Annotated in this window: 17 protein-coding genes; 10 read left to right on the forward strand and 7 right to left on the reverse strand. The window is 73.0% G+C overall.

Annotated features, from left to right (window positions below; translation table 11 throughout):
- Window positions 1–81 precede the first annotated feature (81 nt).
- The 3 genes from ACFYZR_RS25480 to ACFYZR_RS25490 form a co-directional block, all read right to left on the reverse strand.
- Window positions 82–1,383, reverse strand: a complete 1,302-nt coding sequence (locus tag ACFYZR_RS25480; protein WP_391914079.1) for an MFS transporter — start codon at window positions 1,381–1,383, stop codon at window positions 82–84.
- A complete protein-coding gene (locus ACFYZR_RS25485; protein ID WP_391914081.1) occupies window positions 1,380–2,048 on the reverse strand; it encodes an ArsR/SmtB family transcription factor in 669 nt (222 codons plus the stop codon). The genes ACFYZR_RS25480 and ACFYZR_RS25485 overlap by 4 nt, the downstream gene beginning before the upstream one ends.
- Before the next feature lie 96 nt (window positions 2,049–2,144).
- On the reverse strand, window positions 2,145–2,789 hold the full coding sequence (locus ACFYZR_RS25490; protein WP_391914083.1) for a TetR family transcriptional regulator: 645 nt from the start codon (window positions 2,787–2,789) through the stop codon (window positions 2,145–2,147).
- A gap of 57 nt (window positions 2,790–2,846) precedes the next feature.
- Between ACFYZR_RS25490 and ACFYZR_RS25495 the strand changes: the two genes are divergently transcribed.
- Window positions 2,847–3,791, forward strand: a complete 945-nt coding sequence (locus ACFYZR_RS25495; protein ID WP_391914085.1) for an oxidoreductase — start codon at window positions 2,847–2,849, stop codon at window positions 3,789–3,791.
- Between the two features lie 91 nt (window positions 3,792–3,882).
- On the opposite strand, the gene ACFYZR_RS25500 is transcribed toward ACFYZR_RS25495, so the two are convergent.
- Window positions 3,883–5,256 carry an erythromycin esterase family protein gene (locus tag ACFYZR_RS25500; RefSeq protein ID WP_391914087.1) on the reverse strand — a complete coding sequence of 458 codons (1,374 nt, stop codon included), beginning with the start codon at window positions 5,254–5,256 and terminating at the stop codon, window positions 3,883–3,885.
- A gap of 320 nt (window positions 5,257–5,576) precedes the next feature.
- Between ACFYZR_RS25500 and ACFYZR_RS25505 the strand changes: the two genes are divergently transcribed.
- Both ACFYZR_RS25505 and ACFYZR_RS25510 read left to right on the forward strand, forming a co-directional pair.
- Window positions 5,577–6,416 carry a class I SAM-dependent methyltransferase gene (locus ACFYZR_RS25505; protein WP_391914089.1) on the forward strand — a complete coding sequence of 280 codons (840 nt, stop codon included), beginning with the start codon at window positions 5,577–5,579 and terminating at the stop codon, window positions 6,414–6,416.
- Between the two features lie 87 nt (window positions 6,417–6,503).
- Window positions 6,504–7,154 carry a DUF5701 family protein gene (locus tag ACFYZR_RS25510; RefSeq protein ID WP_391914091.1) on the forward strand — a complete coding sequence of 217 codons (651 nt, stop codon included), beginning with the start codon at window positions 6,504–6,506 and terminating at the stop codon, window positions 7,152–7,154.
- Window positions 7,155–7,223: 69 nt separating this feature from the next.
- Here the strand turns inward: ACFYZR_RS25510 and ACFYZR_RS25515 are convergent, their stop codons facing one another.
- On the reverse strand, window positions 7,224–7,820 hold the full coding sequence (locus ACFYZR_RS25515) for a TetR/AcrR family transcriptional regulator (RefSeq protein ID WP_391914093.1): 597 nt from the start codon (window positions 7,818–7,820) through the stop codon (window positions 7,224–7,226).
- 123 nt (window positions 7,821–7,943) lie between these two features.
- Between ACFYZR_RS25515 and ACFYZR_RS25520 the strand changes: the two genes are divergently transcribed.
- On the forward strand, window positions 7,944–8,714 hold the full coding sequence (locus ACFYZR_RS25520) for a class I SAM-dependent methyltransferase (RefSeq protein WP_391914095.1): 771 nt from the start codon (window positions 7,944–7,946) through the stop codon (window positions 8,712–8,714).
- 20 nt (window positions 8,715–8,734) lie between these two features.
- Here ACFYZR_RS25520 and ACFYZR_RS25525 read toward each other — a convergent pair whose 3' ends face one another.
- The gene (locus tag ACFYZR_RS25525; RefSeq protein WP_391914097.1) at window positions 8,735–9,427 is read right to left on the reverse strand and encodes an ArsR/SmtB family transcription factor; all 693 of its coding nucleotides are present in this window, start codon (window positions 9,425–9,427) and stop codon (window positions 8,735–8,737) included.
- A gap of 65 nt (window positions 9,428–9,492) precedes the next feature.
- Between ACFYZR_RS25525 and ACFYZR_RS25530 the strand changes: the two genes are divergently transcribed.
- The 6 genes from ACFYZR_RS25530 (at window position 9,493) to ACFYZR_RS25555 (ending at window position 19,854) form a co-directional block, all read left to right on the forward strand.
- Complete coding sequence (locus tag ACFYZR_RS25530; protein WP_391914099.1) at window positions 9,493–10,857, forward strand: isocitrate lyase/phosphoenolpyruvate mutase family protein; 1,365 nt, start codon at window positions 9,493–9,495, stop codon at window positions 10,855–10,857.
- 118 nt (window positions 10,858–10,975) lie between these two features.
- Entirely contained in the window at window positions 10,976–14,167 is a 3,192-nt protein-coding gene (locus ACFYZR_RS25535; protein ID WP_391914101.1) for a patatin-like protein, read from the forward strand.
- 107 nt (window positions 14,168–14,274) lie between these two features.
- Complete coding sequence (locus ACFYZR_RS25540) at window positions 14,275–14,694, forward strand: CU044_2847 family protein (protein ID WP_391914103.1); 420 nt, start codon at window positions 14,275–14,277, stop codon at window positions 14,692–14,694.
- A gap of 28 nt (window positions 14,695–14,722) precedes the next feature.
- Complete coding sequence (locus ACFYZR_RS25545; protein WP_391914105.1) at window positions 14,723–18,952, forward strand: hypothetical protein; 4,230 nt, start codon at window positions 14,723–14,725, stop codon at window positions 18,950–18,952.
- Entirely contained in the window at window positions 18,937–19,485 is a 549-nt protein-coding gene (locus ACFYZR_RS25550; protein WP_391914107.1) for an LppP/LprE family lipoprotein, read from the forward strand. The genes ACFYZR_RS25545 and ACFYZR_RS25550 overlap by 16 nt, the downstream gene beginning before the upstream one ends.
- A gap of 33 nt (window positions 19,486–19,518) precedes the next feature.
- Window positions 19,519–19,854 carry a hypothetical protein gene (locus ACFYZR_RS25555; protein ID WP_391914109.1) on the forward strand — a complete coding sequence of 112 codons (336 nt, stop codon included), beginning with the start codon at window positions 19,519–19,521 and terminating at the stop codon, window positions 19,852–19,854.
- Window positions 19,855–19,897: 43 nt separating this feature from the next.
- Here ACFYZR_RS25555 and ACFYZR_RS25560 read toward each other — a convergent pair whose 3' ends face one another.
- Window positions 19,898–20,734 carry an alpha/beta fold hydrolase gene (locus ACFYZR_RS25560; RefSeq protein ID WP_391914111.1) on the reverse strand — a complete coding sequence of 279 codons (837 nt, stop codon included), beginning with the start codon at window positions 20,732–20,734 and terminating at the stop codon, window positions 19,898–19,900.
- Window positions 20,735–20,829: the final 95 nt, after the last annotated feature.

A 20,829-nucleotide genomic window follows, 5' to 3' on the forward strand; every position in this document is an offset into this window, starting at 1 on the left:
CGGGCGGCATCGTGCGCCGGGTGGGACCGGGCTGCCGACGAGTGCTCCCGTATACGAGCGTAAGGAGCGAGGGGGAGGGGCTCAAGTCTTCAGGGCCTCTCGCCCTCGCGGGGTGTCCATGCCGCGCCACTCCGGCCGCAGTGCGCTCAGGGCCGTCGTGAGGAAGTGCGCCGCTCCGCCTGCCAGCAGTACCGCCGTGAGGCCGAAGGACGTCACCGCCGCTCCGGCGACGAGGCCGCCCAGGGGGATGCCGGCCCATGCCAGCGCGTCGGCCAGTGCGGTGACCCGGCCCAGCAGTGGACGCGGCACTCGCTCGAAGGTGATCGCGCCCAGGATCGGATTGAGGAAGCCCACGCCGAAGCCGCTCACGGCGAACACCGTCGGCACCGCCCACATCGGCACGTCCGCCGCGAGGACCAGAAACCTCGGTGCGCCGGCGAGCAGAAATCCGGCGAAGAACACCACCCGGCGCCGCATCCGGTGCACCGCCGCCGCGGCGATCAGGCTTCCACCCACCGCCGCGAACCCCAGCACGCTGCTGGTCAGGCCTATCGCCGAGGGACCGTTGCCGGACTCCCTGGCCCATGTGGGTATGAGCAACGTGGTGAGCGCCGCGTCCAGGAAGTTGGTGACGCAGATCGTGACGACGACGATGAGGAACAGCGGTTCCGTGCGCAGGAAGCGGAAGCCGTCGCCGAACCGGCGCCAGTAGCCGGAGTCCGCCGGACGGGCGGAAAGGGAAGGTGCCGGGGACGCGTGACCCCGCCGGGGCAGCGTCAGCATGACGACGGCCGATCCGAGCACGAAGCACAGCGCGTTGGCGGTCAGGGCAGTGAGCGGGCCGAAGAACGCCACAGCCGAACTCCCGATCGCCGGACCGACCGTGGACGCGAGTCGTTCGGTCACACCGGCCAGGCCGGCGGCCCGTTCCAGCGGAATCGAAGCCCGTTCGGCCGCCTCCGGAACCATGACCTCCTTGGCCAGGTCACCGGGCCCCCGGGCCGTGCCGACCACGGCGACGAGAACGAGGAGGAGCCAGAAGGAAAGCGCGTGGAGGGAATGGAGCAGCGGGACCATGCCGACGGCGATCGCGCTGACCACATCGCTCACCCAGGAAACGGACCGTGGACCGGCACGGTCCACCAGCGGCCCGGTAAGGGCCTTGACCAGGACGTAGGGGACCATTTCGCAGAAGGCCACCAGGCCCGTGCGCGTCGTGCTGCCGGTGGTGACGAGCACGAACCAGGGGAGCGCGACGGCCGATATCCGGGTGCCGGTCGACGACACCGCCATCGCCGCCAGCACGCCGCCGAGCGGCCGTAAGGACCGTCTGCCGGGTGCGCGGCCCTCGGCTAAGGCCTCTGTGGAGGTATGCGCGGTCACGACGCGTCCGGCCCCGCCGCCTCAGGAGCGGGGGCCCCGGTGCGGGGCTCGGCCGACGCGGGTTCGCCGGGATCGGGCAGGACATGCATGATCACGGAGACCCGCCCGGCGCCCTCGGGCGGCTCGGTCGCTCCCTCCGGCGCGTCCTGCCGGTAGCGGGTGATGACAGCCCTCAGTTCCTCGTTGAGGGCGGCGGCCTCTTCTGGCGTGAGGCGCAGGGTCCAGTCACTCATGTCGAAGACGTCCCGCCAGGAACGGGGCATCGTGGCGAGCTCGTTGACCGCGTGCTGGGCGCGATGGGTGTACGTGGCGGCCACGGACCGCACGTAGGTCAGCGCGGCCTCGGGCTCCTGATCGACCAACTCCGATACGTTGAACCACGTCGAGTGATGCACCGAACGCCACCAACGTTCCCGAGCGTTCCCGCGTTCGGTGTCCTCCTCCACGAAACCCGCCGCGCCGAGCTGTCGCAGGTGGTAGCTGGCCGTACCGGAATTGACGCCGAGTCGCTCCGCGAGCCGCGTCGCCGTCGAGGGGCCGTGCTTCCGTAACAGCCCGACCAGCCGCACCCGTACGGGATGGGCCATGGCGCGCAGGCCCTTCGCGTCCAGGACGGCTGCGGCCGCCTCGCTGCCCGGGTCATGTCGCTCGCTCGAGTCGGTCATACCGCGCCACGATAGACCGCAAAGGGTTCTTCGCAAAGGGTTCTTCGCAAAGGGTTCTTTGCGAAGAACCCTTTGCGGTTCCTGTGTCTTCCGTGGCTACGAACCGCCCGCGTCCAGCGCCGGGGCGATCGCGGCGAAGGCCTCGTCGATCAGCCCCGCCGGGTCCTCGGCGCCGTCGCTGTCGCTCCACCGGTGCAGTACGACGTCGAAGGCGGTGAGCGCCATCCCGGCGGCCATGAGCGGGTAGAGGCCGGTCGCGGGGGAGAGCTGCCGGCGGTGCGCCAGTTCCGCGGCGAGGTCGGTGCGCCACTGGGCCTGGCGTTCCAGGAAGCGTGCGTACAGGGCGGGGGTGCGCAGGATCAGCTGGACCACGCGCAGCGCTCTGCCGGAGTGGTCGGCGTCGTCGGCGCAGGCCGCCATGGCGACCCAGACGGCGTGCCGCAGTGCCACGGACGGGGGTTCCTCGGCGGGGCGGGCCGCGAGCTCCGTGCGCATGTCCGTGCCCATGTCGGCGAGGAACTGGACGACGACGTCTTCCTTGGAGGCGAAGTACCGGAAGAAGGTCCGCTTGGAGACGCCGGCCGTCGCCGCGATCTCGTCGATGGTGACGGTGTCGAAGCCCTTGAGGGCGAGCAGTTGGAGCGCCGCTTCGGTCAGCTCGTCGGCGACGAGCTGGCGTTTGCGCTGGGCCATGGTGACTTCGGGGCGGGAGCTCACGGGGTCATCGTAGCGCCATGCCATGAGTGGCACCAGGGTACCTGCTTGACACTCGGTGACACGAGGGGCAATGTGTGCCGCATGACAGGGCTACAGCACTGGACCACCGAACAGATCCCGGTCCCGGACCGCACTCAGCGGGTGTTCGTCGTCACCGGGGCCAACAGCGGCCTCGGCCTGGCCACCACCCGGGCGCTCGCCCGCCAGGGCGCGCACGTCGTCCTCGCCGTCCGCGACGAGGACAGAGGCCGCCGCGCGGCCGAGGACATCGTGGCCGGACAGCCGGACGCCAGCCTGGAAGTACGCCATCTCGACCTGGCCGACCTCGACTCCGTCCGGTCCTTCGCCGACCGTATGCACGCCGACCACGCGAAAATCGACGTTCTCATCAACAATGCCGGCGTGATGGCACCGCCCCGGACGCTGAGCGCACAGGGGCACGAGCTCCAGTTCGCCTGCAACCATCTCGGCCACTTCGCCCTCACCGGACTGCTCCTCGACCTGCTGACCGCCGGGGACGCCCCCCGTGTGGTCACGGTGAGCTCGGTCAACCACCGCAAGGGCCGTATGTACTTCGACGACCTCACGGGCGAGCGCCGCTACTCGCCCATGGGCTTCTACAACCAGTCGAAGTTCGCCAACGCCGTCTTCGGATGGGAGCTCCACCAGCGGCTCACCGCCGCCGGCAGCCCGGTGCGCAGTGTGCTCGCGCACCCCGGATACACGGCCACCAACCTGCAGATGAGCGCACCCGTCGGCCTGTGGCGGCTGGTCTTCGGCCGCATCGGCAACCCGCTCCTCGCCCAGAGGCCCGCCCGTGGCGCGTTGCCGCAGCTGTACGCCGCGACCGACGCGAGCGTGGTGGGCGGGCAGTTCATCGGCCCCGACGGTCCGGCCGAACTGCGCGGCAAACCGACGAGCGTACGGCTGTCCGCGGCCGCCGCCGATCCCGACACCGGCCGCCGGCTGTGGGAGCTGTCGGAGCGGCTGACCGACGTGCGGTTCGCGCTCCCGGCATCCGTGTGAAGCGCGCGGACCGGCCCGCGTACGTCCTGCGGCGGGCGGGTTCCCACGGGGGTGGTGCCCGCCCGCCCGTCATCGTCGTCCTCCTCTGCTGCTACTGCGGCGTGTCGGCGCTCAGCCCGGTGTCCGGGACGCAGACGATCCCGTCGAACGCCTCCAGGACGGGCATCTCCAAGTACGCGGTGTCCAGCCGGGTACGGACCGGCTCCGGCAGCCCGTGGCGACGCGCGTACGCGCGCAGCGCCCGCGCGTCCACCAGGGCCGGTTCCCCGGGCACGCCCGCGAACAGGGCCTCGACGCTGTCCGGCGCGGCCTCCGGGGTCGCGGCCCGGCCCCAGCGCATCCCGAGCGGGTGGTCGCGGTCCGGCACGTTCTCCACCGTGTCACCGCCGTTGCCGGTCAGCGCGATGGGGACGTAGTCCGCGCCGAGCGCCCTGGAGAGCAGGTGGCCCATGGTCGTCACCGCGAGGGGGCCGTCGGCAGGGTTGGCCGAACGCTGGATGTGCGCGTTGTGTCCGGCGAGGACGACACGGACGCCGGGCTCCGACCGGGCCAGGAACTCGAGCAGTGTGTCGGCCAGATAGCGTTCCCGGACGGCGAAGGACAGGCCGTCGGGGGTGCCCGCGAGCGCCTCGGCCATGGCGCGCTGGGCCATGTCGGTCGTCACCGCCGCGCGGACGTCCGACAGCGCGGTCTCGTACGCCGCGCGGCCGCCGCGCTCGGTGTAGATCTCGCGCAGGTCCCTGAAGCGGCCCAGCAGCCGGGCGAGCGCGGTGGTGAGCCGGTCCTGCTCCGCCGGGGCCAGGTCGAGCCTGGCGTAGGCGGGCACCATGACCGTGCCGCCCGCGATCGGTTCGGAGATCTCCAGCGCGGTGCGCAGGAAGCGCAGCGCACCGGGGTCCACGGTGGTCAGGTAGCCGGCCACCGGTTCCAGTACGGGCGCGAGCGATCCGCCCGCCGTCGGGATGTCGCAGCCGACGAAGCGGACCGGCCGCGCGGCACCGGCGTTGTGGTGGCGCAGCCACCGTAGAGTGTCGCGGCACTCGACGGGCATGCCGAGGCCCCGGCACGCGCCGCCCCCGGGGGCCAGGAGGTCGTCGATGTCACCCGGCCCGCCCTGGACCCAGGCGTCCACGGCGCGGCCCTCGGCGGCGCCGTACTCCATGGCGTGGGCGGTGAAGCCCAGTTCCTCGACGAGGAAGCGCAGGACGCGGTGGCGCAGCAGGCCGAACTCGCGGATCTGGTGGGAGCTCTCGCCCAGGGCCACCACACGGGCGTCGCCGACGAGTTCGCGCAGCGGCTCCAGGTCGTCGAGCGGTGCCCCCGGGTCCGCCCCGGGGCCGAGGCCGGCCAGCCGGGAGGCGTGCCGGGTGACCCACCGGGTGAGTTCGACGGGGGCGGCCGCCAGGGTCGGGCGGGCGGGAGGGAGGAGGTCGCGCAGGTCCTCGTGATGGTTCCGGTCGTTCATGAATCGTGCTCCGCGGTGTGAGTCGTCGTCGGAGCCGGGCAGCGTCGAGCACCGCACCGGCGGGGAACCGGAGTGCGGCGAAGCTGTCGGAATGTGGGTCACAGCCCGCCGCTAGGCGGCGCTGCGGGGCTTGAGGAACCAGTTCTGGGCGGCACTGAAGATCATGCCGGTGACCGTACCGAAGGAAGTCTTCGTACGCATCGCGATTTTCCGGGCCCGGGGGAGACATGTGTCTGCTGCAGCACCCTCGGGAATGCCACCATGGTGCCGGGCCATGAGGTGCCGGTGTGACGGCGGGCGGTTCCAGGAGGTGTCACTACGTGGCAGACGGTTCTCAGCAGTCCGGTCCCATGATGCGTTCCGTGGTGCGGGAGACATACGGTCCCGCGGATCTCGGCAAGGAGACGATCTTCGCCGGAGGGTTCATCAACTTCGGCTACTGGCGCGGCATCGACCTGGCCGTACCGCTCGGCGTGACGGAACGGATCCGCAGCCAGGAGGACCTCTACCGGCACGTCCTGGACTCCGCCGGGCCGCTGGGGGACCTGGACGTCCTGGAAGTGGGCTGCGGGCTGGGGATGGGGTGCGCGCTGGCCCTGAGCGAATACGGGCCGGCCGCCGTCACCGGCATGGACATCCACCCGCAGCAACTGGAACGGGCGCGCGGCGCGCACGCCGAGCTGCTGGGACGGGAGCCGGGACGGCTGAGGTTCGTACAAGGAGCCGCGGAGCGGATGCCCTTCGAGGACGGCGAGTTCGGCACGGTCGTCAGCGTGGAGGCCGCGCAGCACTTCCCGGATCTCACCGCCTTCGCGGCCGAGACGGCACGGGTGCTGCGACCGGGCGGCCGGGTGGCCGTGGCGAGCTTCTTCACCGTGGACGACGCGCCGGGACGGCCCGGGGAGCTGGCGGGGCTGCTCGACTCCTACGCCAACGGCCTGGACATCGCGCGGCCGGTGACCGACCTCGCGGAGGCGTTCACGACGGCCGGGCTCACGGGGGTACGCACCGAGTCCATCGGACCGCACGTCTGGCCCGGCTGGGACCTGTGGCTGGGCAGGGAGTGGGCCGAAGGGACCTGGCCGCGGAACTTCCTGCGGGCCTACGAGCAGCGGGTCCTCGACTACTACCTCGTCACGGCGGACCGGCCGGAGCAGTAGGGACCAGTGACGAGTAGGGAATTATTCCCCGGTTCGCCGCGTTGCCGGGCCGATACGTTGCTGATTCTCGCTGTCCCAGGGAGTCGAATGACAACCGCCCTGCCCGTTCTGCCCGCTCTGCCCTCCATCAACGATCAGGCGGAGCGCCTGATCGAACTCGGAGTGCACCGGCTCGCCGGATTCCACGCCGACGAGCTGCGCTCCACGGCCGCCGCGGCGGCGGCCCGCGAAGGCCTGATCGTGATCCACCCGGACCGGGTCCCGGCATCGGCTCTGGTGCCGTTCCTCCGGCACAAGGAGAAGCCCGGCTTCGTCGTGGAGGACATGCCCGACATCGATCTCTTCTCGCCCATCGAGGGCGTTCACGTACCCGACGCACCGGTCTACGTACTGGAGGGCCTCGACCGCGGCGACCACATGGCGAACTGGAGCCCCGACGAGGCACTGCCCGCCATCGTCGAGGAACACCGCACTCCTCTGCTCCTCGCGGAGGGCGTCCACTGGGTGATCCAGCAGCCGGCGGCACTGGAACGGGGCCGCTGCTTCATGACCATCGGCTCCCGTCTGCGGAAGGCCGACGGGCGGCTGGACGCGCGCACCCCCGCCCTGTGGATCAGCAACGGGACCGGGCGGGACGGCCGGGAGCGGCGCGACGCGCCGAAGGCCGGCTGGTGCTGGGCGGGCAACCGGCACACCTGGCTCGGCTTCGGCTCGGCGGCCGCCCGCACCGTGAACTGACCCGCCGCCCACTTGCGGGAGGGACGGCCCGGCAGGAAACCGCTGCCGGGCCGTTCGTCATCCCGTTCGTCATCGCGGTTCCCGTACGGCGCCCGCCACGACCGCGGCCACGGTCCTGCGGACGGCCTCCGGATCCGGCGGTGCGCCGCCCCGGTCCGCGAACAGCAGGTGCGCGGCGCCGATCAGCGTGGGAGCGAGCGTCCCGACGTCGGCGTCGGCCGCGACGCGTCCCGCTTCGCGCTCGGCCTCCAGATACGCGGCGACCATGGCCACGGCCTCCGTGAGCAGCGGGACACCGGCCGATCCGGCCCGGCGCAGCCGGGCGCGCAGCTCGTCCCGGAAGGTGACCAGGGCGACGATCGCCACCGCGACCGACTCGAACAGCTCCGTCAGCACGTCGGCGAGGTTTCCGGTGACCGTGCCCGTTCCGGCGGACGCGCGCAGGACGTCGGCCTGACCGCCCATCCGGGCGATGCGGTCGAGCACGAGCTCCGCGAGGAAGTCATCGAAGTCGGCGAAGTGCCGGTGCAGGACTCCCTTGGCGCAGCCGGCCTCGGCGGTGACCGCCCGGCTGGTCAGCGCGTTCGGCCCGTCCCGCAGCAGGATGCGCTCGGCCGCGTCGAACAGCTGTTGTCGCGCGTCGCGTATGGCCACCCCTGTCGGCATGCCGTGGGTTCTCCTCTGTCTGTTGTCTGTCTCTGTCCGTTGACGAGTGGGCATGTGCCCTCTCATAGTGGGCGCATGCCCACTATACGTTCTTCCGGGAGCGACTCCCATCAACACCGGCTCATGGCCGAGTCGTTCGGCGCGGACGCCGAACGCTACGACCGCACCCGGCCCCGCTATCCCCAGGCCATGGTGGAGCGGATCGCCGCCGAGAGCCCCGGCCCCGATGTCCTCGACGTCGGCTGCGGCACCGGCATCGTGGCCCGGCAGTTCCAGGAGGCCGGTTGCGCGGTGCTCGGCGTGGAACCCGACGCACGCATGGCCGCCGTGGCACGGCGGTTCGGGGGAGCGGTCGACGTTGCGACGTTCGAGGACTGGGACCCCGCCGGCCGGGAGTTCGACGCGGTCGTCGCCGGCCAGACCTGGCACTGGATCGACCCGGTCGCGGGGGCGGCCAAGGCGGCGCGCGTCCTGCGGCCCGGCGGCCGGCTGGCGCTGTTCTGGAACGTTCCCGAGCTCCCGCCCGCCGTCGCCGAAGCGATCGCGGAAGCCGCCCAACGGGCCGTGCCCGACGCGCCGTTCGACTTCCGGCAAGGAGCGCGGAGTGCCCGTGGCGGCTATCAGCCGATTCTCGACAGGGCCACCGACGCGATCCGGGACACCGGCGCGTTCGGTGCCCCGGAGCGGTGGCGGTTCGCCTGGGAGCGGTCCTACACCCGTGACGCCTGGCTGGACATGATGCCCACTCAGGGCGCCTTCACCCGGCTACCGCCGGACAAGCTGGCCGAGGTGCTGGAGGCCGTCGGGGCCGCGATCGACGCGATGGGCGGCGGCTTCACGACGCGCTACACCACCGTGGCGGTCGTCGCCGGGCGAGCCGGAGCCGGGCCGTGACCGGAAGGCGGCGTGCGACGCTAGACGCTCGCCCCCAGCAACTCCCGGAAGGCATCCGTCCCTTCCGGCGTCACCTTCACGGCGCGCCCCGAGCCGACCCGCCGCACCCACCGCCGTTCCAGCGCGGTGGCGCACAGGGCCGCGCCCAGCGCTCCGGCGAGGTGGGGGCGCCGCTCCGTCCAGTCAAGGCAACTGCGCACGAGGGGCCGCCGGGTGCCCGAAGGCTGCTCGAAGCGCAGGGCGTCGGCGAGCCACGCCCGGCCCTCCGGGGTGACGGAGACCCCGGAGCCGGCCGTGACCAGGCCCCGGGCGACCATCGCGTCCGCCAGGGCCACACCGAGCCGCCCCGCCAGATGGTCGTAACAGGTGCGGGCCCGGGCCTCGGCGCTCAGCCGCACCGACTCCCGCAGGTTCCGCGGGCCGGTGGCGCCCGGGACGGCCCCGCCGTCCGGCGCGTACGAGCTGAGGGCCTCGATCAGGCCGGCCGTCTCCGGGCCGGACAGGCGGACGTAGCGATGCCGGCCCTGGCGCTCCTCGGTCAGCACACCGCCCGCGATGAGGCGGGAGATCTGCTCGCTGGCGGTGGAGGGGCGCACCCCCGCGTACGTGGCGAGTTCGCCCGCCGTCCAGGCGCGGCCGTCGAGAAGGGCCTGGCAGAAGGCGGCCCGGGTGCGGTCGGCGAACAGAGCGGCGGTCTCGGCGAGCGGGATCATGACGTCAGGATGCCGCAGGAACGGTTCGGGCGGCGCCGAACCGTTCCGGCCCTAGCGTCGGGGCCATGACCGATACGACGGGACCGACCCGTACGACGACGCATGCGTTCGACCGCTACGCCGACATCCGGGTGGCCCTCGCCGACCCGGCGCTCGTCCCGGAGCCGCCGGCCGCCGACACCGGGCCGGCCGGGTCGAGCGTCGCCTGGCTGCGCGCCGCCGTGGCCCGCTCCGGCTCCGGTGGTGCGCATCGCCGGCGTCGGGCCCTGGTGGAGGCCGAACTGGCCCGGCTGGAGCCCGCCGCACTACGGCGGGCGGTGGCGGCGGAGCCCGGCGGCGACCTCCGGACCCGGGTGGTGCGCACCCTCGCCGAAGCCATGGGAATGCCGGAGCCCGATGCGGTCGCGAAGGCGGTGATCACGGTGTCCGGTCCCTACTTCGGCGCGCCCGCGGACGAGGCCGCCGACGAGGCCGCCGACCAGGCGGTGGCCTGGCTGGTGGCACGGGCGGCGCCGGGTGCGACGAACACAGCGGATGAAGCAGATGATGCAGACGAAGCAGGCATGGAAGCCGCCGCCGACCGCATCGGACTGCTGCTCCAGGCGTCCGCCCTGGTGGACGGCCTGCGCGAGCGCCCGCTGACCGCCTTCGCCCGTCTGCACCACCAGCCGGCCCCGCTGCTGTTGCCCAACGCCTGGGACCACGCCTCCGCGGCCGCACTGGCGGCGCAGGGCTTCCCGGCGATCGGCACCACCAGCCTCGGCGTGGCAGCGGCCGCCGGCCTGCCGGACGGGGCGGCCGCCACCGCCGAAGCGACCCTGGCGCTGGCCCTCCGGCTCGGACAGGGCTCCTTCCTGCTCTCCGTGGACGCCGAAGGGGGCTTCAGCGACGACCCGCGGGACGTGGCCGAGCTGGCCCGGACCCTGTACGCGGTGGGAGCCGCGGGCATCAACCTGGAGGACGGCCGCCCGGACGGCACCCTCGCCCCCGCCGGGCTGCACGCCGCGAAGATCGCCGCCGTCAAGGCCGCCGCACCCGCGCTCTTCGTGAACGCCCGCACCGACACCCACTGGCTCGGCCGCCAGGAGGACGAGACCGCGGCACGCCTCGCGGTCTACGAACAGGCCGGAGCCGACGGTGTGTTCGTATCGGGACTGTCGGACCCGGACGGCATCGGCGCCCTGACGGCGACCCTGACCGTCCCGCTGAACATCCTCTACACGCCCACCGGCCCCACGCTCGCCGACCTGGCCGGGCTGGGCGTGCGCAGGGTCAGCCTGGGCTCGCTGCTCTACCGCCGGGCCCTGACGGCCGCCGTGGCCACCGCCACCGCGATCCGCGACGGCCGGCCCACGGACCTCACCACCTTGTCCTACGCGGAGGCCCAGGCGCTGGCGGCGCCCACTCCGGGCACGCCGGAAACCGTATGACGACCAGCCGTGCGGGTGCGGTGCCTGTGCGACACGGCCGACGTACGGGCGATCCGCGAGGCGCCGTGGTCAGCTGACGGAGGCGGCGGCCGACCGAGCGGCAGGGAGCGGAACGGAAGTGGCGGATACCGACGGCATCGATGAGATCGACGGCATCGACGGCATCGACGGCATCGACCGGCAGGACATCCGGCTGGCCGTGGTCATGAACGGCGGGGTGAGCCTGGCCGTCTGGATCGGCGGGGTCGCCGTCGAGCTGCACCACCTCGCGATGGCCCGCCGCTGGGACGAGCCGGTCTACCGGCCGCTGCTCGACCTGCTGTGCGCCGACGCGCGCGTGGACGTCATCGCCGGAACCTCCGCCGGTGGGCTCAACGGCGCCTTCCTCGCACTCGGCCTCGCCCGTGAGAAGGACATCACGCCCCTGTGCGGCCTGTGGCGGGACAAGGGCGCGCTCGGCAAACTGCTGCAGAACCCGCTCCGACAGCGGCCCGCCTCCCTCCTCAGAGGGGACTACTTCCTCGACGAGCTCCGCAACGCCCTCCGCGACGTCGCCACCTCTCCGCCCAAGGCCGGCGCCGACGACGGCGGGACCGGGCGACAGCCCGTCGAGCTCATCCTCACCGGCACCCTCTGGCACGGCCGGCAGAGCACCTTCTGCGACGACACGGGCGTGCGCATCACCGAAGTCGACCACGACGCCCGCTTCCGGTTCACCTCGCGAGCCGGAGTCACGGACCCCGTCGCCTGCCTCCAGGACGACGGTGTCGTCGACCGGCTCGCCGTCGCGGCACGCTGCACCTCCTCCTTCCCCGCCGCGTTCGCCCCGCAGTGGGTGGACGTCGACGGGGGAGCGGCCGAGGGCCCCTGGCCCTCGACGGCCGGGCGCGCGAACTTCCGCGTCCCGCAGTACGTCGTCGACGGCGGGATCCTGCTCAACAAACCCATCCGCCCCGCCCTTGAGGCCGTCTACCGGCAGACCGCGCAGTCGCAGGTCCGCCGGCTCCTCGCCTACGTCGTGCCCGACCCATCGGAAGCACCACCGCCCGCTCCCGCCCCGGCACCCGCCGCGGCTCCCGCCGCCGCACCCGCCGTGATGCCGCCCCCGCGCGCCCCCGACGTCCTCCTCGGCGTCCTGACACGGCTGCGCTCGACCGACTCGGTCTCACGCGAACTGACCGAGATCCAGGCCCGCAACGAGGACACCCGGAACCGGCGCCGGGCCCGGGCCCGGTTCGCGTACGCCCTGACCGGCGCGGCGCGACAGCTCTCGGAAGCGGCATGGGAGGGCTACCTGGAGACACGGATCCAGCACGCCGCCGACACCATCGGCCGATGGCTGGCCGCCGGGCAGCCCGACGGGACGGCCGGCCGGTGGAGCGAACGGGAGATCGCCGACCGCCTTCGCACGGTCCTGCGCGACCGGCGCGCGCGACCGGAGTCGTTCATTCCCCGGGGGGACTCCGTCGACGAGGCCACCGGCCGCACCGGCGCCGACTGGGACTGGGGACAGAGCACCGTCCAGGGACTGCGCGACATCGTCGTCGACGTCCTCAGACGGGCCGTCTGGCTGGCACCCATGGGCTCGCGGGAACGGCACGCCGTCATCGAGGCACGCCGCCGGGCGAGCACCGTCTGCGAGGAGATCGAGGCGGACTGGCGCACACTGGCCGACCACTGGACCGGCGCCGGCGCCGACCTGCCACCCGGCACGTACGACGGGCTCGGCAAGGCGACGGCGGCCGCCACCCGCCGCCTCGACGACTGGCTCCACCAGGCCCTCACCGAACGGGACGGACCGCCGGACGCCGGCGCGGAGGACTACGCGGCACAGCACGCGCGGCGGTACGGCCAGGCGACCGCCCTCGCCGACGCTCTCCTGAGCTGCAAGGACGCCCTCTCCCGCATCGCCGGAGCCGGAGCCGGGGCCGGGGCCGGATCCGAGGCCGGGCCCGGGGACCCGGCCGAGGAGTCCGTCGTCGACCCCGACGGAACCGAACGCACCCACCTCAAGGCGCTCACCGACTACCTGCTCCACTCCACCACCCAGGACGTCCTGGAGCGCATGCTCCGCCTGGAAGTCGTCCAACAGGCCTACGGCGGCAGCCAGCGCGAAGTGGAGCAGGAAGTCGAACTGGTCCAGGTCTCCTCCCGTGACCCCGGCCTGCTCACGGGCAGACAACTGCACCACTTCGGCGCTTTCTACCGCGCCTCCTGGCGCGTCAACGACTGGATCCACGGACGCATGGACGGTGCCGTCCATCTGACGCGCACGCTGATGTCGGCGGAGCGGCTGCGGCAGGTCTGGGCGACGGACACCGACGCCGCCGACGCGACCCGCCGGCTCATGGACGCGCTGCACGACTGTGCCGTCGACGCGCGCGACCCGGCCGACCGGGCATGGCTGGAGCAGACCTGGCAGGAGCGCTACGACTCCGCGTGCCGGGGCCTGGTGACGGAACAGATCGTTCCCGTCCGTCCCGCGCCGACACCCGCCGGCCGCGGCCCCGCCGACGACCCCCGGTTCGGCCTCTGCGTGGAGGCGGTCACCCACGCCCTCCAGACGGGCATCCTCAGACAGGAACTCCACCTGCTGGCGGACGCGGTCCGCACGGAAGGCGACGGCCGTCCCGAGGACAGCACACGATGGCTCGCCCAGTACGACGCGGAGACGTCCGGCGAGGCAGGCCGGCCGATGCGGGCGGAGACGCTGTGGCGGCTGTGGGAGAGCGCGCGGGCCATCGGCGGCCAGCGGATCACCCAGGAGGCGGGCGGCGACCTGTTCGCCGAGACCGCCGCGCACAGCGCCGCCGTCGCGGCGAGCGCCGTCGGCGCGCCCCGCCCCAAGGCCGTCGGCGCGGTGCTCGGCGCCCTGCGCGGCTACACCCTCGCGGTGTGGGCCATGGTCCGCTTCCTCACCCGTCCGGGCAGGTTCGGCCGCCGCGCGGTGGACCTCGCGGTGGTCACCGGCGGCGTCCTGCTGGCCGTGTCCCTGTTCGTCCCCGGCCTTCCCGTGGCCTTCGCCCTCGCCGGGGTGTTCCTCCTGCTGGCGGGCTGGTCGGCGGCCGCGCTGCTGACCCGGGACGCGCGGCGGCTGGGCCTGAGGCTGGCCGCCGTCGCGCTCGTCCTCCTCGGCGTGGTCGTCGGCTACATCTACGCGAACCGGAACGACGCGCACATGCGCGAGACGCTGTGGAGCGTGGCGGTCAAACTGGGCATCGGCCTCCTCGTCGTCCTTCTCGGCATCTTCCTCGCCCGCACGCGCGAGCCGCGCGGCACCTCCTACCACTCGCAGCGCCCTGACGGGTGAGGCTTCGACGAACACCAACTCCCGCGCACCGCCGCTCGCTAAAGTGCCCGCACGTTCCGATCGGCGGAGCGACGAAGGGGGAGCGGCCGGTGCCCAACTTACTGAGAGTGCCACTCGAGAGCGGCGGATCCGTGCTCGTCGAGATCGACGAGGATCCCCAGGCGGTCGTCAGGGTCGCCCGCGGCGGGGCCGTCGCGCAGGCCGCGGAGACCCTGGAGCGGGGGCTGGACAGTGTGCGGGAGGCCGCGCACGCCGTCGTCGGCAGGCTCACCGACTTCCCCCGCCAGCCGAACAAGATCACCCTTGAGCTGGGGCTGAAGCTCTCGGGGGAGACCGGCGTCTTCCTCGCCAAGACCGCGGGCGAGGCGTCCTTGACACTCACCCTGGAGTGGGACGGACAACGCCCTGACGCACCGCCGGTCACCAGGGCGGTCACCGCCAACGGCACGATCGCCACCGGCGCGGCGGCCAACGGAACAGCCGCCAACGGCACGACCGCCAACGGCGCGGCGGCCGTGGCCGGCTGACCGGAGCGAGGAGAAAGAGAACCACCCCATGCCCGGACCCGTGCCGAACCCCGGCATCGCCCGGCTGTGGTCGCACGGCGCCCCGCTGGGCGCGGGCTTCCTGGCCGCCCCGCGCACCGTGTTGACCTGCGGACACGTCATATCGTCGATCGCGGGGGAGCCCGAGTCCGTGGCCCTGCCCCCGGGGCTCGCCGTCGAGCTGGACTTCCCGCTCGCCGGCCGGCCGGTCCCCCGGCGGACCGCGTCCCTGGCGCGGCACATCCCGGTCGCCGACGACGGCACCGGGGACATCGCCGTCCTGACCCTCGCCGAGGACCCGCCCGCCGGGGCGGAGCCCATGCGGCTGCTGGACGTCGACACGGTGCGGGACCACCCCTTCGCGGCCTTCGGCTTTCCCGCCGGCGACGACGAAGGGGTGTGGTCGCACGGCACGATCGTCGACGAGCGCGGCCGGGGCTGGGTGCAGATCGAGAGCACCGGCGCCTGCGAGATCCTCCAGGGCTTCAGCGGCACGCCCCTGTGGGACGACCGGCTCAAGGGCGTGGTCGGCATGGTCGTCGCCACCGACCGGCGGTTCGTGGGCCGGGCGGCCTACGCCATCACCCTCGACACGCTCCTCGAAGCCCACCCGGAGCTCGCCCGCCACGCCTCGCCGGACTCTCCCTTCCGAGGACTCATGCCCTTCCGGGAGCGGGACGCGGCGTACTACTTCGGGCGCTCCCTCCAGATCGAGGAGCTGACCGAGGCGGTCACCACGTCCGGGGTCGTCCCGGTGGTCGGGGTGTCCGGGGTCGGCAAGTCCTCGCTCGTCCAGGCCGGGATCCTGCCCGCGCTGCGCCGGCGCGGCGACTACAGCGCGGTGACGCTGGTCCCCGAACCGGCCGTGCGCGCCGAGCACATGCTGGCCTCGGCCCTGCTGCCGCTGCTCGACGCCCTCCCCGGCGAGGAGAAGGCCCCGGGCGACGTGGGGGAGCGCCTGGACCGGCTGGCGCGGCGGTTACGGGACGGAGCGGCGGCCCCCCTGGTCACGGAGGCGGTCGGCCGCTCAGGAACGTCACAACTCCTCCTCTTCATCGACCAGTTCGAAGTGCTCTTCCGCTGCCCTTCGGACGAGGCGGACGCGCTGGTCGAGCACGCCCTCCGGATGACCGAGTGGCGCACCGCGGACGGCGGCCCGCTCGTCCGCCTCGTGTTCACCCTGCGGCTGGACTTCCTCAAGGCCATGCGCCGGTTCCCGGTACTCGAGCGCGTGTGCGACATGTCGGCCTTCTTCGTCAACAAGCTGTCCGGTGAGCAGTTGCGCGAGGTGGTGCTGGCCCCGGTCGACTCCTTCCACGGCGCCGTGCGGTTCGAGGACCGGCTTGCGGAGCGCCTGCTGGCGGACACCGGGAGCAGCCCCGGGGCCCTGCCCCTCCTGGAGTTCGCCCTCACCCTCCTGTGGGAGCGCCGGGTCCACGGGGTGCTGACCCACGCGGCCTACGAGGAGACCGGCCGGGTCGCCGGGGCCCTCGCCACGCACGCGGAACGGGCCGTCAAGGAGCGGCTGGGCGACCTGCGGGACGAGGTGCGGCGGCTGTTCGTCCAGCTCGTCCGCCCGGGCGACGGCGGCGCCGACAACCCCGTCGACACCGGCCGCGCCGCGCGCCGCCCCGAACTGCCCCCCGCGTGCTGGGAAGCCGCCCAGCTCCTGGCCACCCAGCGGCTCGTCCACCTCGACCACGCCTCCGACGGTGTGGAGACGGTCGCCCTCGCCCACGAGGCGGTCCTGGAGCACTGGCCCACCCTGCGGGACTGGGTCGACGCCGACCGGGACTTCCGCACCTGGCAGGAGCACCTCCGGGCCCGGATGAGCCGCTGGGAGCTCAGCGGGCACGACCGGGCGCTGCTGATGCGCGGCTCGGAGCTGAGCGAGGCCCAACGGCGTCTGCACGACCGGCAGGACGACGTCCCCGAGGCCGAGCGCGCGTACATCCGGGCGGGCGCGGAATGGCGGCGCCGCCGCCGGTTCCGCGCGGCCCTCGCGGGGACGGCCGTCCTCACGGCGATGGCGGGCCTCACCGGCGCCGGGCTCGTCTCCGTACGCGACAGCAAAGCGGCCGAACTCTCGGCCGGGCTCGTACAGGAGGCGCAACGCCAGGCCGGCCCCCGGCTGGAGACCTCGGCCCTGCTGTCCGTCGCCGCCTGGCGAACGGCCACCACCCAGCAGGCCCGCGACAACCTCTTCGACCGCTATCTGTCCGACGCCCGCTACGACGCGGTGCTGCCCGCGACCGGGACGGTCGCCGAGACGGCGCTCGACGACTCGGGGCAGGTCATCGCCGTACGCACCGGCGCCGGCCGGCTCACCGTCTGGCGCGTGGCGGCATCGGGCGGCATCTCGCGGCTGGTGGACATGGACAACGTCTCGGCCGTGGCGGTGAGCCCCGACGGCACACGGCTCGCGCTCGGGGGCGACGGCAATCACATCGGGGTGTGGGACGTCCGCGAGCGCAGGACGCTGCTGACCCTGCGCGGCGCCGCGAGTACCTCCAGCACGGACCAACGACCCGACCAGTTGCGCTTCGACCGCACGGGCCACCGGCTCGTGTCGCACCCGCCGGCGGACGACACGGCCCAGGTGTGGGACCTCGACCGACCCACGGCACCCGCGGTGACGCTGCGGGCGCCCACCGGGACCTACGGGGAGGCCAGGGAGTTCGCCTTCGACGCGAGCGGTGAGCACGTCGTGGCCTCCCATATCGGGGACGGCTACCACGTGTGGGACGCGCGCAGCGGCCGCGTCGTGCCGAAGAAGGGTCCGGCCGAGGGGCCGGGGTCCCCCGTGGTGTCCTTCCTCAGCGGCCTCCACCCGGTCGTCGCCCAGTGCGTGGACGGCCGATGGCACCTGACGGACCCGGCCGACGGCACGACCGACCCGCGCCTCGCCCGCACCATCCCGTGCGACACCACCAGCGAGCCGGCCGGCGTGTCCGACCAGGTGGTGCTGGTACGGCGGAACGGCACGGTCACCGTCCACGACGCCCGCACCGGCCGCGAGTTGACGCGGTTCGACGAGGACGGGGCCTCGGGCGGCCGCTACACCCGGTACGTCCTGTCCAACGGCAGCCGGAGGATCGTCCGCGCCCGGGGCACGGAGACCCTGGTCATGACCGCCCCGGCGCCGGACTCCCTCGGCACGGTCGACTGGACCAGCGGTTCGCACCCCGAGGGCAAGCAGGGCGACGCGGAAGCGGTCCAGTTCTCCCCGACGGGCCGCTATCTGGTCACGGAGGGCTTGGACGGCGGCGCGGTCACGCTGTGGGATCCGGCGACCGGGCGCCGCATCGCCACGGGCGGCGCGTCGAAGGGCGGAGTTCCGGGATACGCGGTCTTCGATCCCGCGGAGAAGGTCCTCGCCGTGAGCGACGTGGAGGATCCGACGGTGACGCTCTACAGCGTGCCGGGACTCCATGTGCTCCGTCAGCTGCGCGTCGACGTGCCCGCCGATCCTCCACCGCGCGCGGTGGAGATCTCGGGCATGGGATTCGACGTGCGGGGCCGTCTGACGGCGCTGGCGGGTGGCGTGGTCTCCCGCTGGGACACCACGACCGGCGCGGAGATCGGGCGTCCGCTGCTCTTCACGGGCAACGCCCCCGTCGACCGGCGCGACTACTCGACGACTTTGGCCGTGCACCCCCGCTCCGGACAGGCCGCTGTGACCACCCCCGACCGCCGGGGCGTCGAGATCTGGGACCTGGAGAAACGACATCGCGTCAAAGTGATCGTCCCAGGCTTCACGGCACCACTGCTCGACTGGCACCGGGCGGTGCGGTACAGCGCCGACGGCACACGCCTCATGCTGGTCAGCCAGGACGGGGAGACGGAGGTCCGCGACGTGGCGACCGGACGGAAACTGATCGGCATCCCCGCCGCCCCCTCCCGCACCACGGCCTTTCTGGACCGTTCCACCCGGGTGGTCAGCACACGGGAGGGAGCCTTCGAACTGTGGGGCCCCGAGGGCCTGATCACCCGGACCCGCACCCCCGCGGCCGCCCAGGTACGGGCGGTCGTCCCTTCACCCGACGGCGAGCGAATGCTCCTGACCACCGGCAAGGACCTCGACGTGAGATTCCGCCTCGAACAGGCGTCCCCGGACGCCTGGGCCACGAGCCTGTGCTCGCGCGTCACGCGCGACATCGCGCTCGGCGACATGGGAACGGTGCGCTACGGCTTCCTGGAGCGCAACCTGCTGGGGGTGACGGCATGCGCTCGCGGGTAGGCGCCGTGGCGGCCATGTGCCTCCTCCTGGTGGCCACGGCCACCTCGTGCTCGTCGTCGGGGAACCCGGCCGGTTCACCGGGCCCGAGCCGGTCGGTCGTCCTGTGGGACCCCCAGGCCGGGCGCCCCTCACCGACGGCGGCCGCCGACGGGCCGTTCGACGCGGCCGCCGCGACGCTGCGCGTCAAGCGCCTGGGCTACACGGCCGATGACGAGCCCGGCGCGCTGAAGAACCTCCGCGGGCCCTTCCGCGCCATTCACGGCACCTGTACGGGAAGCGTCGACGGCCGCTGCGTCAGCGTCTTCTTCTTCCAGGGGAACGACTACGTGGGGTACGACACCGCCGGAACCGCGGAATCCACGATCGTGAAGCAGGACGGGAAGACGGTCACCATCTCCTATCCCGTCTTCACGACCTCGGATCCCATGTGCTGCCCGTCGGGAGGCAAACGTGAGATCCGGGCGGCCTTCAAGGACGGCAAGGTGGCCTTCACGCCCCCGCTGCCGGCCAACCCCAACGGCCCCAATACATAACGCCGGTCGAGGCGGGCGCCTTACCATCGGTGGATGTCCAAACATGACGCAAACTCACGATGGTCCCTGTGGTCACGGGATTCGGTACTGTCGATCGGTTCGGTGGGCTCGGTGCTCTCGATCGGCTCGGCGGGATCGTTCCTGTCCGTCGGCTCGGTCGGCAGCGCCCTGTCGGTCGCCTCGGTCGGCTCCTGGCTGAGCACCGGCTCCCTGCTGTCCTCGCGGTCAGGGTGGTCCATGTTGTCCTCGCGGTCACGGTGGTCCGTGATGTCCTCGCGGTCCCACCGGGGCGTCCTGGCCGCCGGGGTGGTGACGGCGGTGGCCTGCGCGGCCCTGACCACCGGCCGGAACAGCCGTCCGGCCTCCTGACCGGCGCCCCGGAACCCGCTCCCGCCTCGCCGGTCGGCCGCGCCTACCAGCCGGCGGGGGAGGTGAGGAAGCGGCCGATCTCGCGTGCCACCGTCTCCGGCTCGTCCAGCATGGACAGCACATACGCGCCCGGCACCTCGGCGTAGTGCGCCGCGGGCAGGAGTTCCGTGAGGCGGCGGCCGTGCTCGGCGGGCATCACGCGGTTGTCGGGCGACCACAGGACGAGCACGTCGCCGGTGAAACGGCGCAACGCCTCGGTGTCACGGATGAGTTCCTGCTTGTCGAACGGGCTGCGGCAGTACGCGAGCAGGTCGCGTTCGATGGCCGGGTCGGTGAGGATCGGTTCCATCCAGGGCCGGACGAGGGCGTCCGGCAGCGGCCGCCGGACCATCTGCCCGTACATCAACCGGCGCAGCGGAGCGATCCGCATCTGACGGGCCGCCAGCTTCATTCCGCTGGGCACGTGCTTGGCGACCGTGAGCATTTTGCCGGGCAGCCCGGGCGGGAAGTTGTCGAACGCCTCGCACGGGAGGATCACCTTCCGTGCGACGCGCCGGTCCAGGCCGTGGGCGGTGAGGAACAGCGACCCGCCCCAGTCGGCGTGCACCAGTGTGACCGCGTCGAGGTCGAGCGCGTCCATGAAGTCCGCGAGCAGGCGGACCTGTCCGCGCAGTGTGAGATCTGCGCCCGCGTCCATCGGCCGGCGATGGGACCCCAGCGGCAGGAGGGGGCGCAGATATCTGAACCCCTCGGGCAGGAGCGGCATGACCCGGTCCCAGACCGTGTGGTCCATCAGCAGCCCGTGGAGCAGGACGACCGGTGGACCCGCCCCGGCCTCCTCGTACTCGACGACTCCGGCGGACACCCTGACTTCGCGCACGGCAGCCTCCCCAGTGAACGGTCGATCGTCCAGTCACCGTGAACCAGGAGCCAGTCTGACAGCGCCGGCCGGCGGGCGACCAGCCGGTAACGAGG

Origin of the sequence: Streptomyces sp. NPDC001678 (assembly GCF_042892945.1) — a bacterium.
Classification (GTDB): Bacteria; Actinomycetota; Actinomycetes; order Streptomycetales; family Streptomycetaceae; genus Streptomyces.

What these genes read in the sequence shown, in the direction of transcription:
- ACFYZR_RS25550 (WP_391914107.1), top strand. Translation starts at nt 18,937, where the DNA reads ATGCGCTCGCGGGTAGGCGCCGTGGCGGCCATGTGCCTCCTCCTGGTG.
- ACFYZR_RS25525 (WP_391914097.1), bottom strand. Translation starts at nt 9,427, where the DNA reads ATGATCCCGCTCGCCGAGACCGCCGCTCTGTTCGCCGACCGCACCCGG.
- ACFYZR_RS25495 (WP_391914085.1), top strand. Translation starts at nt 2,847, where the DNA reads ATGACAGGGCTACAGCACTGGACCACCGAACAGATCCCGGTCCCGGAC.
- ACFYZR_RS25555 (WP_391914109.1), top strand. Translation starts at nt 19,519, where the DNA reads ATGTCCAAACATGACGCAAACTCACGATGGTCCCTGTGGTCACGGGAT.
- ACFYZR_RS25490 (WP_391914083.1), bottom strand. Translation starts at nt 2,789, where the DNA reads ATGGCATGGCGCTACGATGACCCCGTGAGCTCCCGCCCCGAAGTCACC.
- ACFYZR_RS25500 (WP_391914087.1), bottom strand. Translation starts at nt 5,256, where the DNA reads ATGAACGACCGGAACCATCACGAGGACCTGCGCGACCTCCTCCCTCCC.
- ACFYZR_RS25485 (WP_391914081.1), bottom strand. Translation starts at nt 2,048, where the DNA reads ATGACCGACTCGAGCGAGCGACATGACCCGGGCAGCGAGGCGGCCGCA.
- ACFYZR_RS25510 (WP_391914091.1), top strand. Translation starts at nt 6,504, where the DNA reads ATGACAACCGCCCTGCCCGTTCTGCCCGCTCTGCCCTCCATCAACGAT.
- ACFYZR_RS25515 (WP_391914093.1), bottom strand. Translation starts at nt 7,820, where the DNA reads ATGCCGACAGGGGTGGCCATACGCGACGCGCGACAACAGCTGTTCGAC.
- ACFYZR_RS25530 (WP_391914099.1), top strand. Translation starts at nt 9,493, where the DNA reads ATGACCGATACGACGGGACCGACCCGTACGACGACGCATGCGTTCGAC.
- ACFYZR_RS25520 (WP_391914095.1), top strand. Translation starts at nt 7,944, where the DNA reads ATGGCCGAGTCGTTCGGCGCGGACGCCGAACGCTACGACCGCACCCGG.
- ACFYZR_RS25545 (WP_391914105.1), top strand. Translation starts at nt 14,723, where the DNA reads ATGCCCGGACCCGTGCCGAACCCCGGCATCGCCCGGCTGTGGTCGCAC.